This window comes from Roseiconus lacunae, assembly GCF_008312935.1.
Classification (GTDB): domain Bacteria; phylum Planctomycetota; class Planctomycetia; order Pirellulales; family Pirellulaceae; genus Stieleria; species Stieleria lacunae.
The window spans coordinates 1-11,758 of the sequence record NZ_VSZO01000007.1 but is presented as its reverse complement, the minus strand read 5'-3'; the positions used below and the strand labels follow the sequence as shown (position 1 = coordinate 11,758).

The 11,758-nt window shown below is 53.0% G+C and carries 11 protein-coding genes and 1 tRNA gene; 5 read left to right on the top strand and 7 right to left on the bottom strand.

Going from position 1 to position 11,758, the window contains the following annotated elements:
* Nucleotides 1-75: 75 nt before the first annotated feature.
* From FYC48_RS10285 to mutS, 3 genes are all read right to left on the bottom strand, one after another.
* On the bottom strand, nucleotides 76-315 hold the full coding sequence (locus tag FYC48_RS10285; RefSeq protein ID WP_149496624.1) for a hypothetical protein: 240 nt from the start codon (nucleotides 313-315) through the stop codon (nucleotides 76-78).
* Nucleotides 316-634: 319 nt separating this feature from the next.
* A complete protein-coding gene (locus tag FYC48_RS10280) occupies nucleotides 635-1,474 on the bottom strand; it encodes a hypothetical protein (protein ID WP_160149441.1) in 840 nt (279 codons plus the stop codon).
* 521 nt (nucleotides 1,475-1,995) lie between these two features.
* The gene (gene mutS / locus FYC48_RS10275) at nucleotides 1,996-4,629 is read right to left on the bottom strand and encodes a DNA mismatch repair protein MutS (protein WP_149496622.1); all 2,634 of its coding nucleotides are present in this window, start codon (nucleotides 4,627-4,629) and stop codon (nucleotides 1,996-1,998) included.
* 573 nt (nucleotides 4,630-5,202) lie between these two features.
* Here mutS and FYC48_RS10270 point away from each other — a divergent pair.
* A tRNA-Arg gene (locus FYC48_RS10270) sits at nucleotides 5,203-5,276 on the top strand.
* Nucleotides 5,277-5,387: 111 nt separating this feature from the next.
* Nucleotides 5,388-5,753, top strand: a complete 366-nt coding sequence (locus tag FYC48_RS10265) for a hypothetical protein (protein ID WP_149496621.1) — start codon at nucleotides 5,388-5,390, stop codon at nucleotides 5,751-5,753.
* A gap of 27 nt (nucleotides 5,754-5,780) precedes the next feature.
* Here FYC48_RS10265 and tnpA read toward each other — a convergent pair whose 3' ends face one another.
* Nucleotides 5,781-6,146, bottom strand: coding sequence for an IS66 family insertion sequence element accessory protein TnpA (gene tnpA, locus FYC48_RS10260; protein ID WP_149496620.1), 366 nt, complete (start codon nucleotides 6,144-6,146; stop codon nucleotides 5,781-5,783).
* A 154-nt stretch (nucleotides 6,147-6,300) separates the two neighbouring features.
* On the opposite strand from tnpA, the gene FYC48_RS27725 reads away from it, so the two are divergent.
* Both FYC48_RS27725 and FYC48_RS10255 read left to right on the top strand, forming a co-directional pair.
* Entirely contained in the window at nucleotides 6,301-6,714 is a 414-nt protein-coding gene (locus FYC48_RS27725) for a hypothetical protein (RefSeq protein WP_160149440.1), read from the top strand.
* Nucleotides 6,715-6,752: 38 nt separating this feature from the next.
* The gene (locus FYC48_RS10255) at nucleotides 6,753-6,989 is read left to right on the top strand and encodes a hypothetical protein (RefSeq protein ID WP_235034191.1); all 237 of its coding nucleotides are present in this window, start codon (nucleotides 6,753-6,755) and stop codon (nucleotides 6,987-6,989) included.
* A 236-nt stretch (nucleotides 6,990-7,225) separates the two neighbouring features.
* On the opposite strand, the gene FYC48_RS10250 is transcribed toward FYC48_RS10255, so the two are convergent.
* Together FYC48_RS10250 and FYC48_RS10245 are read right to left on the bottom strand one after the other, a co-directional pair.
* Nucleotides 7,226-9,817, bottom strand: a complete 2,592-nt coding sequence (locus FYC48_RS10250; RefSeq protein ID WP_149496619.1) for a DEAD/DEAH box helicase — start codon at nucleotides 9,815-9,817, stop codon at nucleotides 7,226-7,228.
* The gene (locus FYC48_RS10245) at nucleotides 9,814-10,866 is read right to left on the bottom strand and encodes a HamA C-terminal domain-containing protein (RefSeq protein WP_149496618.1); all 1,053 of its coding nucleotides are present in this window, start codon (nucleotides 10,864-10,866) and stop codon (nucleotides 9,814-9,816) included. The genes FYC48_RS10250 and FYC48_RS10245 overlap by 4 nt, the downstream gene beginning before the upstream one ends.
* Nucleotides 10,867-10,946: 80 nt before the next feature.
* On the opposite strand from FYC48_RS10245, the gene FYC48_RS28380 reads away from it, so the two are divergent.
* Nucleotides 10,947-11,363, top strand: coding sequence for a hypothetical protein (locus tag FYC48_RS28380; RefSeq protein WP_235034190.1), 417 nt, complete (start codon nucleotides 10,947-10,949; stop codon nucleotides 11,361-11,363).
* A gap of 8 nt (nucleotides 11,364-11,371) precedes the next feature.
* Here the strand turns inward: FYC48_RS28380 and FYC48_RS10235 are convergent.
* Nucleotides 11,372-11,758 (bottom strand): transposase (locus tag FYC48_RS10235; protein WP_200836582.1); only part of this gene is annotated, 387 nt, incomplete at its 5' end.

The window sequence follows — 11,758 nt, the reverse complement described above, 5'->3', positions numbered from 1 at the left end:
GGTCGACAAATGCACCCGAGCAAGTGGGATGAGGGACAACGTGCCCGTCGGCTTTCAGACAAACCGGGCGTCGGACTACTTAAAGTCGGCGAAAGCGTCGTCACCGAGAACGGGTTCCTGTCCGGCTCCAAAATCGTCCGAGCCCGCGTCGGCGGCAAAGTCATCGCCCAACGATACCTCTTCGTCCATCACGCCCTCTTCCGGGGATTCTTGTTTCGGCCCGGAAGGGATTGATGAGGGGGATAGCTTCGCCGCAATCGGCACCGCGATGATGCAAACGACGATGAGGACGACCCAAGGAATGACAAACAACATAGAACAGCAGAGGGGTAAGGAGGCTGAGTTCTGGTCCACGCGCGGTAGTGGAGCGGCCCTAAGAAGATCACCGTTGCCGATAATCACCAGGCGACAGCAGCCAACGCCGACCACTCCGTCTTCCAGTTTAGTTCGTTCCTACGGCCGCGCCAGCAGGCAATAGGACCAAACAAAAAACGGGCCAGACTTTCTTAGAAAGCCTGGCCCTAGTCGTCCGCAGCGGAGCGCTGCGCTGCAGTCAACGTTCGATCAATGGCTGCGAGCGATTCGCCCCGTCTTCAATTGGATCAGATCCATTCTCCAGCCTCTCCAAATCGACTTATTCCGATTCGGGGCGACCTTCGCCACGTTCACGACCACCGGGTCCGCCGCGACCACCACGTCCACGACCGCCAAAGCCTTCACCGCCGGGACCGCCACGGCCACCGCGTCCGCCGAAACCTTGGCGTTCTGGCATTTCAAATGGCTTGCCCTTTAACGCGTCGAACTTCTTTTTCTGATCGCTGGTCAGCTCGTTGAGCACCTTTTCTTCGAGTTCCTTGCGAGCCGCTTCCATCTTCTCACGTACGCCTTCACGGTCGCCCGATTGGAACATCTCACGCATGTTTCCCATCATTTCTTCACGGCCCTTTTGCATCGTCTCTTCGATCTTCTTTTGATCCGCTTCGGATAGCGAGAGTGCTTTGGCAACACGTTCGATTCGTAAGGCACCGATGCCCGCAATCTGAACTTCGATCTGTTGCAAACGTTCCATTTGCATCGGATCAAGGACTTCTTCAAGTTGTTCGTCAGCCTTCTTACCAAACGCGGTCAACTCTTCGCGGAATTTTTCAAACCGTTCACGCATTGCATCACGATCGACATCCTGGCCTCGTTCACCGCGTTCCATTCTCGGTCGACCTTCGTTGATTTTTCCAATCGCTTCTTCCTGATCGGGTAGCAAATCAATCTCTTCTTTCACTTCATCGATCTGCAACAGCCCGAGTACCGAGCTGCCGCCGAAGCCACCACCGGGGCCACCGAAACCACGTCCACCCGGTCCGCCAGGACCACCGCCTTGGAATCCACCACGTCCGCCCCGTTGAGCTGATGCGTCCGTTGCGATCATCGATAAAATGGCAGCACACAGCAGTGCCATCGAAATTTGCTTCATCTTCATTGGTTCAAATTCCCAGGATTTGGAACAGAAAAGAGGGGAAACTGTTTTTCAGTGAAACCAAGATTCCGCGTCGAATACCGCGGCGACATCCGAGGTTCCCTTTCTCACATGATTGGCCCAGGCACCACTGCCTGAAAGACCGATCAGCGTACGTTGTGTGAAACCACGCCACTTCGTCTTGGTTTCCGCTTCAACAGCGATTTTCCTAAAAAAACTCGTCATTGACGAGAAAACGCAATTTTCGCAAACTCGATCTGAATTCGATTTCAGTTCAGAAGGGCAAACGCATTTTTCGCAATCGTCCGATGGGTGGAAGGGGCGGACCGGCCCACACCGAAACGCTCGGCGCGTTCCGCTACTCGAGCATCGTACGCCGACGGACTGCTCAACGCAGTCGAAATGTAACACGAGTAAATCGTGCGAATCGGCGGACGCTGGTGTTGAACAAAAAAACCGCGTCTTGGTCTTCGAAGGCTCACTCGGTCACTGCAGACGGGCCGAGAAACCAATCACCATCGAAGTTATTTCAATGCCGGATGACTTTCGATTTGTTTCTTCGCTTGCTGTAAGAAAGCGATCGCATCAACAGGCGTCATCTGGTTCAAATCCAATTGGCCGATCTGCGTCAGTACGGGATGATCGGCGAAACCAAACAGTGTCAACTGATACGCACTGCCGCTGGAGTCGTGACCCTGAGGTGGCGCGATGGTCGGTCGATTGAGCGAATCCAAATGATCGGATTCCAATTGGCTGAGGATGTCTTTGGCCCGCTCGTTCACCGACGCCGGAACACCCGCAAGTCTCGCGACGTGGATACCGTAACTCTTGTCGGCACCACCGGGAACGATACGGTGCAAGAAGACTACTTCGTCGTTCCACTCTTTCACAGCGACGTTCAAGTTGGCAACACGAGGCAACATCTCCTGCAATTGTGTCAGCTCATGATAGTGCGTCGCAAACAACGTCCGACTACCGATTTGCTCATGCAAATGCTCGGTGATCGCCCACGCCAATGACAACCCATCGTAGGTGCTGGTCCCGCGTCCGATCTCGTCCAAAATGACCAGGGAGCGCGACGTCGCCGTGTTCAAAATACGAGCGGTCTCGACCATTTCAACCATGAACGTACTTTGGCCGCGACTGAGTTCATCGCTGGCTCCGACGCGGGCAAAAATTCGATCGGCAATTCCAATCGACGCCGACGCGGCCGGCACGTAAGATCCCGCTTGGGCCAGCAACGTAATCAGCGCGACTTGCCGAATGTAGGTACTCTTCCCCGCCATGTTCGGGCCGGTGATCAGCAAAATCATGCCCGTCTCAGGAGACTGTACACAATCGTTCGGGACGAATTCACCTTGCGGCAACGTGACGTCCAAAACCGGATGGCGTCCCGCTTCGATCCGCAGCACCGAATCGTCGGTCATCTCCGGACGCACCCAACTACGCTGTGCGGCCAGCTCTGCCAACGCGGCGAGTACATCGAGTTCTGCCATCGCGGCTGCGACTTCGCCCAACGTTTGCAGATGCCGTGCGGCATGCGAAACCAATTGTTGGTAGATCAACTGCTCGCGCGATTGTGCTTTTTCGTCCGCCGATAAAACTTTTTCTTCGTACTCTTTCAGATCCGGCGTGATGTATCGTTCACAGTTCTTTAGCGTTTGTTTCCGGATAAAGTCCTGCGGAATCTTATCTTTGTGTGCGTTGGTGACTTCCAGGTAGTAGCCGAAGACTTTGTTGTACCCGACCTTCAAGTTCGGGATGCCGGTTTCATCCATCTGCTTCTGCTGGTACTCGGCAATCCATTGCTTCCCGCCGGCGGCCAACTTGCGAAGCGCGTCGAGTTCTTCGTCGTAACCTGCTTTGATAAAGTTACCGTCGGCCGCGCTTAATTTGCAGTCCTCCGAAAGAGCGTTTTCGAGCTCACTGCGGAGCTCCGGACACAGGTGCAGGTGCGACTCCAGTTGCACCAATCGCTTCGGCGTTCGACCGGCCAACTTTGCCTTCAGTTCCGGCAAACCGGCCAACGTCTGTGCAAGCTGCAGCAAGTCACGTGGTCCCGTTCGCCCGGTGGCGACACGAGCGAGCAATCGAGTGATGTCGAAGGTCTGCTTCAACGTTTGCCGAACGTCGCTTCGCAACGAGGCGTACTTCATAAACTCTTCGATCGCGTCATGCCGTGCCTCAATCGGCGCGATCTCGATTAACGGAGCGGCGATCCAGTCGGACAGCACCCGTGAACCGGCCGAGGTGCAGGTCAAGTCGATCGCATCGACCAACGAACCTTCTCGCGAAGACGTTCTTAAGGTTCGAGTGATTTCCAAGCTACGCCGGGTCGACGCATCGATCTCAAGAACCCCGCTGCGGTGATGGGCGGAGATCGAGCGAAAGTGGTCCAGGCCGGCGGGCTGAGTTTCTTGTAAATACGTTAACACCGCGCCGGCGGCGCGGATGGCGGCGGAGTCTTCGTCGTTGAAGCCGAATCCTTCCAGCGATCCGACTTGAAATTGATCACAAAGCGCCTTCGCCGAAGCGTCCTCGGCAAAGCTCCATGCGGGCCGAGACGTCCAGGACCAAGGTGCAGTCGTGTCCGGCGAAAACTTGGCATCGTCCTCGCGATAAATGACTTCGGCCGGCCCGATCCGAGCCAACTCGTCCTCGATCCTGGCGACGGGAAAGACGCCGGCACAAAATCGACCGCTGGACAATTCCGCCCACGCGATCCCAGCGACGGGTGGCTCGCCTTGTTTTCGCCCACCACTTGCCTGGTGCAAAACCACGGCGGCCACATAGTTGGCCTCGCGAGGGTCAAGCATGCCATCGTCAGTAAGTGTTCCGGCACTGACGACGCGCGTAATTTCCCGTTTGACCAAACCTTTGGCTTGCTTGGGATCTTCGACCTGTTCACAGACGGCGGCACGGAATCCGGCTCGTATGAGTTTGCACAGGTAACCGTCGAGTTGATGATGTGGGAACCCAGCCATGGCGGTCGGATTCGCGCTATCTTTGTCGCGGCTAGTGAGCGTCAGTCCCAACACATCGGCAGCGACTTTCGCGTCTTCGAGGAACAACTCGTAAAAGTCGCCCATGCGAAACAACAGCAATGCGTCGCCGCACGCTGCCTTCGCTTCATGATACTGTTTCATCATCGGAGTCATGCCCGAAATCGTACCGCCAAACGACCCTGATTAACAGCCTGTCGCGGCACCGAAGCTCAGCCACGGCGAATGCCCCGTGCCTCGAAATCCGGTCAGCCAAACTCTGCCGATTCGGTGGATTAGAAACCAGCGTTGCCGAGCTTTCGGCCGCACATCGAAACCGACTCCCAAGGCATACAAAATGAAGTCCCCCACACACGGGACTGGTTCGCAAATCGCAACAAGTTCGCGGGCGTGCGCACCAAGCGACGTGGCGACGGGTTTCCTGCCAGCGATTTTCCTGCCAGTAATCGATAGGGCAATTTGGCTCGGGGAGTGGTATTCGGGTCAATAGAAGGGGATGAACAGAGGAAACAAAAATCGCTGAAAGCGAGACATGAAAAAGGTGAAGTCCGCACCGAGACCGATCCGATAGTGTCCCAAACACAGGCGACGAGAACCTGCGTAAGAAGGTGTCGAGCGAGTACGAAGTGGATTCGTCATTAAAAATTCACAACCTGTGCGAGTCGGCTTGCAAAAGGACACACCTCCGCTAAACTCTCGCATCCCGGGTCGAACAAAGGCCCACCAAGAGCACCCCTAGCTCAACTGGATAGAGCATCGGTCTACGGAACCGAAGGTTAGAGGTTCGAATCCTCTGGGGTGTACTAGACTTACGACGATTGGAATCGTCGTGTCAGAGAAGTTGCTGCTACAATGCAGCAAATCGGCGTGCTTTCCGGCCCGCTCCGGTTGTTTACTCAAACCGGAGAGCACCCATGCCCCATTTCCCAAAGCCGTTTTATCGCCGCGCTCGCGGCCTGTGGTACGTCCAGCTTCACGGCAAGCAAATCAACCTCGGACCAGACAAGGACGAGGCGTTTCGTCAGTACCACCTGCTTCTCTCTCAGCCGGAAGTCCCCACGGTTTCCCCCTCAGGCGGCCGATCTGTTGCGGTGCTCTGTGATCACTTCCTGGAGTGGACCCAACGCAATCGTGCTGAAGCAACCTACGAGTGGTATCGCTATCGCCTGCAGCGCTTCGTTGAAGCCTACCCGACGCTAAACACAGACGAGCTTCGGCCGCATCACGCCGAGCAGTGGGCGAACAACCTCAGCAATTGCCAAACGAGTCGGTATGAATGAAAATCCGAGTTGTCGGTGCGAGGGCGATCATTGAGCGACCTCGGAGAGCGACCGAACGACATTTCTGATCAGGCGACACTGCTGCCGATCGGAGGCCTCGGCATCAAGTCGCAGTACCGCGCCGCCGGGCAGTTCGATCCTCAGGTCAACGGCTTGCACTTGCTCATCAAGCCGATGCCCTTGAAGTGCAGCGTGGGGCAGCTCGACGGGCATGAAAACGCCGGGTTGATCTTCGCGGTCCTCTTCTGCAAACCTTCGTCGCCACTGGTAGAACGAGGCAACGCTATAGCCTTCGAGTTGGCAAAAATCAGCAACGGTCAACTCAGACTTTTCAAAGCGACGGATCCGTTCACGCCACTGCTGAGTAAGTTTTGGGCAGGAAGTTCTCGGCACAGGTTTCTCCTCGAAAAGGAAGGAAACCCACCAAGCTAACACACCTGTCCACACGGGCAGATAGAACGCTTACATCTCAGCGAATCACACTCGCTGGAGACCGAGTGCAGCTTGACGCAAAAATCGGTCAGCTACTCTCACTGGCATCCTAGCCATGGATCCTGATGAAACATGGCGTCTGCTTGGAGAAGCATGCTCGAAGATGGATTGGCCAGCGGTGGTCGAATTCGCAAACGCGCTACTGGAATGGCTAGAGAAAGGCAGATTTGCACCAAGGATGACAAACCTTGATGACGGAAACCACGAGGTGAGCAGAACAGCGGTCTTTGCTGCGTGTCAGTACTCACTTGAGTGGGCAGAACAGTCGCTTGCCGATTTTGGTAATCGTGACGAAACGGGTTTCGCACTGGCATGCATTCACTGCGGTACTCGTGGCCCCGAGTCGTATGTTTCTGCGATTGATGAGGAATGGAGCAACCTCAACTATGACCCCCAAGCTGCTTCCGGCAGGTTCCTGGGGAAATGTCCGAATTGTCGCCGGCAACAACTGGCCAATTCGCGACTTTGATGGTGTTGATTTTCTTTTCCTGTTTTGGAGACGTATCAGTGGCTAAGAAAGAGAAAGCACGCCCTGTGCACGAGATTCGCATGGGCCGCATCAAGGCTGCGATCTGGGAGAACGAGACCGCAAACGGCCCGCGGCACAACGTAACCGTCAGTCGGATTTACAAAGACGGCGAGACGTGGAAGGATTCGAATTCGTTCGGACGAAATGACTTGCCGCTTGTCGGAAAAGTCGTTGACTTAGCCCACACGTGGATCTTCGATTCAAACGGCAGTTGACCTAAAATCGGAGTAGAAGAGGCGATAAAATGCGCAGACGGGGGCAAGGGCTCACCTGTGGACCGAGGTTTTTTCCGTGGTTAACGACCACCGAGTCCCTCGCTTAGTCTAATTGCAGTTCTAGTGTCGCTCTCAGAAGACGACTGGATACGTAGGTTGAAACTTTTTCATCGTCGTGTTGAATGTATGGTCGCTGCTCCCGACCAAGCAAACAACATCGCGTACGTGCGGAAAGGTCAATTCCCAATAATCTCGCGCACTTCATCCAGGCAGGCTTGGGGAATATCACGGGACTCCCACTTGGTTCTTCGTAACCACTCTAACGCGGAAGCTCTAGATAGGTTTTTATCAGTTGCCTCATCTTGAAGAACGCCTGCTGTAGTACGTGTGAACCCGAGGCTAATAAGTCCTACCATCGTGCCTGAAGATGCGCCGAGTTCTAAAAACAAATGGATTGCCGGAATCGACTGTGCTAATTCCGGTCTTCCAGCTTCGTTAAGTGCATGAGTGACCAAGTCCTCATAGCAGCGCAGAAATTTTACGTATCGGAAACGCAGGTCGGATTCGAGCAGATTGAGTGTTTCCCTAATCGATGTCGCCATGCGCGGCGCCTTTTTCATCTTCTTCTTGCGATTGTTGTGATATGCATCGATAAGCCTTGGAAGCGGCTCTCCTCTCATCCAATTAATGGCGAACCTTGAAAAAAACACATGTGACCGATCGGACTTCTTTTTCAACTCGAAGTGGTTGTGCACTCGTTTAAGTATCCGCAAGAGACTGTCGTAGGCTTCGCTGCGAAGCGGATGGATTGGAATGAATTCCTCAGGTGGCTTTTCGTTCATGCGCTTACGCAGATAATCAAGCATCTGCTGTTGCCTGTACGGGGAAATGGAGATGTTTCTCTCAGTTATCTCGACTGGAACATTAATTGATTTAACGCACCGACTGAGTGTATTTTCAAGTTCGTCTGCAGATGTTGCATCGTCGCTCGCAAAAACTTTATCTAGTGTCTTCGAAAGCTTTCCGGACCGATAATCGTTAAAAAGCTTTGTAAAAGCGGATTCTGCTGCCGGGCTCGTCCCTGACGGGTGTTCGCGGTCCTCGATGAAGTCGACAAGTCGACTATCTACAGTTTTGACCGTCCGCTCAAGTGCGGGGACGACTTCTCTCTCACGGTCAGCAGATATCGGCTTCGACTTCCAAAGATCGTAATCGATTAGGAAGACATTGCCTTCAAACTCCTTGCCCAACCGCCCAGCCCTACCCGCTAGATTCCAAAAGTCAACTCCATCCAATGGTTCCGCAGGGGCGCCCCGCCTCTCCGATCCGCGTGACGGATTGAGCATGAACAAGTTGCTAGCTGGCATGTTCACCCCCTGAAGCAGTGTGCTTGTACAGACTAAATGGCTAAGCTCACCGCTCTCGAAGGTTGACTCGATAGCCTTCCGTATTGCTGCAGGCATGTTCCCGTAGTGGAACCCAATTCCAGCCAAGACAGTTTCCGCAAGTGAATACTCTTTGTGGACATGAGTTCGAATGAACTTTGCAAGTTCGATAAGACGAGGATTTGCATCCGTCGTTTGCCCTGGACTCGCAAGCTCTGTGAGCTGGAGTGCAATCCTCTCGCATTCAGCCTTACCACTCGAGAAAACGATATTCTGAGATTTTTTCCCAAACTCCCAACTGATTATCGTCAGCTTCTGACGGTCATCAAAGAGCTCTTTATCGAGAGCAATATCTCCAATCGGTAAGATGGCATCCTCAAGTTTTACAGAGAGCGTCACCATGTTTTTGCTAATCGGATTCGTTTTGACGAAAACCAAGTTTTGCGCTACGGGGCTCTCCCGCTCCCGAATAACTTCGCATGCTTGAAAGGAGAACAGGTCTGCGAACAACCCCGGGTTACTTATGGGGGGCGCGGCGAAAAGGATTTTCTGATTCCTGTCTCGATTTCGCGTTTCTAAAATAGACTCAAGTACGGTTTGCAGCGTGATTCCTCGCTGCCCATCCGCAATGCCTTGCGCTTCGTCAATTACAACGACGTCAAAATGAGGCATCTTTCCGGACTCAATCAAGATCTGCGCACGTTCCTGAGTTAGGACGTATATCCCGCGCTCGGACTCCAGTTCTTCAGGCGAAATTGGGATTGAAGAAACTGTTGGTTCACGTCCAGGCCCTGCCACGCTAAACATCTCCACTATTGAAGTGGTGATTTGTGAGATCAAGGCACGGGTAGGCACAACGAAAAGGCTCCAGCGAAATTTTGCGTTTATGTGATTCCGCACGATGTAGTTCAAGAGCGCAAAAGACTTTCCCGCTGAAGTAGGCGCTGTTACAGCGATCGGTTGCTCACTTTCTAATTCGCTCCAGAGCCTTCTCTGAAAATCCGTCAAAGTTAGATCAGGTCCAACGCTAAACTGGATCGTGTTATTCGTTCGCCTGATCTCCAGATCGATATCAAGTGCGAGTGAATAGTCATAAGCGCTAACCGCTCCAATTGCTTCAGCTTGGCTACGTAGATAGGCAACCGCTGGGAAGTTTCCCAGTCTAGAGAAAACTAGGTTGGCGACTTTTCGCTGATCATCGGAAAGGAGCTCTGGAATACTCGACGCACTCACAACAATGCGATATGCGGCTTCACGATGCTCCCGCTCATCACTTCCTGAAAGGTGGCATGCTGAACGTATGAGTTTCAACATACGGGCACTTTCGATCGTTTCTTGACTTGAATGACCGAAGGATTGGCCGAACGCATTGGTAACAAGCGATGCGTAGTCTTCGTGGAATGCGTTATGCGACCATATCCGATTGGCAAGTTCCTGAATCATAGAGACACCCCCAATTTCGCGAAGAACTTTTTCCTCACAGCGTCGACATCTTCGAATGGAATAAGAAAGAGGACAAACTTGAGTTTCGAAAGATTATTTGACTCCACTTTGCTCGCAAATAGATCACACGCCGATTGTAATCGCTTTGCATATTTAGCCTTGAATTGCTGCTCCACGTCTTCCGGCGCATTGCCTTTGTCAAAGATAGCGGCATTGAACCCCGTAAAACATGCATAGATCTCTGTTAGCTTATTGCTTTCTTCACAATACGGATCGAAGTAGCGGAGAAGACTCTCTTTGAGAACGGCATCCCCAATCGCTAGATGGTCTCTGAGTATGTCAATATCACGATCGCGAGGCGACCGTAGCGCGCCAGACCCTATGAAACTCGCAATCGAATCGAGTGTTTCGTCGAAAGCATTTGAGAGGGACTGATACAATTTTGACTCTCCCCAAACTAGCTGCAATGTCTCACCGTCGCTCAAAAGCCTAGCATGGACGCTGTCGGATCCGTGAACCGGCATGTTCTCGCTGGTTTTCAAGTACATTTTGCATGCGACTTGTGGAGCCAAGAGCACAGACTCAAGCAAGATATACAGAATCAGCTCACCTGGCTCACCTTGCCGAGAGGCACTAAGTTTCGAACGGGCCTTAATGAACAAGTTGCGTGCTTTATCGCAGAGGTCCTGCACATGATGTACATGACCCTTTCCTTGTGCGTCCTCTATCTCCTGCTTGGGAAGACAAAAGGGTATGATCTGGTGATAGATATAGGTGACAAAGTCATCTACGCTTGGGCTGCCATCTTTGAATGCGAGGTAGTAGAAATGGCCTTCAATTTCCAGGTCTGGTGGGGACCAATCAAGTTCGAATTTGCGTAGCCGAACCCCGAACCCCTCGGCGGCCCCCTTTAATTCACTTTGAAGATCTAAATCGCTCAGTGTCATTTCGTTGAGTATCCCCGTCTCCTTGAGCAGGCTAGACACAAGTTGGCATAAGGACAATAGCGTATCCGCATTGCCGCGAAGCATCTGGGAGTTGTCATGCAAGTTAATGCTCGACAAAGTACGTTATCATGCATTAACTTGGAACCGAATCCAGATCGCAAAAAACTCATAGAAACCTATTCTTGGTCGGCCTTGTCAGTGAATTAACTCTTCTGGTTGCCAGGACAAATCTTGGTGGGGCGTTGAAAAACTCGGACGCAAGATCACTTGCTCGTATTGGCATGACTGAACAACCGCAGCACTTGGTGCCGGTTTCGGAGGGCGTCGAACTGCTGAAAGCAAACGTCTCCAAGGCAAGCGACGACGCCTTCCCTGCCCTGGTTGAGCAGGCGGGCGCAGCAGCACAATTTGCCTGGGAAGAGTTTATCTTCGGGAAGCTTCGCAAACCACACACACGGTCCGCTTATGAGCGTGCAATTCGCCAATTCCTCAAGCACTGCGAATTGCGCGGCAAAGATCTACCAGGCGTCTCGCCTCGCGACGTTGGCGACTACCTGGATGGGCTCGACTACGAGATATTTGCAATAGTTGTGTTCTGAGAAAATTCTCAGGCGGCGATTTCTTCCTGCAGGATTCCGTCTTTGAAGGACCGTCCTTCGATGACTTGAATGATCTTTTCGTGGCTGTTTAGTCGTCTCCATTTCTTCGATGCTGATTCAGCAAGCTTGAACATCATCGCTAAGCTCGCTCGGCCCGACCCGTTACCTTTTGTCTTGCGATGACGAAGGCGGATCGTCGCGAATGTGGATTCAATCGGATTCGTTGTCCTCAGATGGCTCCAGTGTTCGGCCGGAAAGTCGTAAAACGCTAGAAGCACCGACCGACCCTTTTTCAGGCAGTCACATGCCTGGGAGTACTTCGCTTGGTATTTTTCGCAGAACGCGTCGAACGCTTTCTCGGCATCGGCCTTGGTCTCTGCTTGCCAGATCTCATG

What these genes read in the sequence shown, in the direction of transcription:
- FYC48_RS10265 (WP_149496621.1), top strand. Translation starts at nt 5,388, where the DNA reads ATGCCCCATTTCCCAAAGCCGTTTTATCGCCGCGCTCGCGGCCTGTGG.
- FYC48_RS10285 (WP_149496624.1), bottom strand. Translation starts at nt 315, where the DNA reads ATGTTGTTTGTCATTCCTTGGGTCGTCCTCATCGTCGTTTGCATCATC.
- mutS (WP_149496622.1), bottom strand. Translation starts at nt 4,629, where the DNA reads ATGACTCCGATGATGAAACAGTATCATGAAGCGAAGGCAGCGTGCGGC.
- FYC48_RS27725 (WP_160149440.1), top strand. Translation starts at nt 6,301, where the DNA reads ATGGATCCTGATGAAACATGGCGTCTGCTTGGAGAAGCATGCTCGAAG.
- FYC48_RS10280 (WP_160149441.1), bottom strand. Translation starts at nt 1,474, where the DNA reads ATGAAGATGAAGCAAATTTCGATGGCACTGCTGTGTGCTGCCATTTTA.
- FYC48_RS10250 (WP_149496619.1), bottom strand. Translation starts at nt 9,817, where the DNA reads ATGATTCAGGAACTTGCCAATCGGATATGGTCGCATAACGCATTCCAC.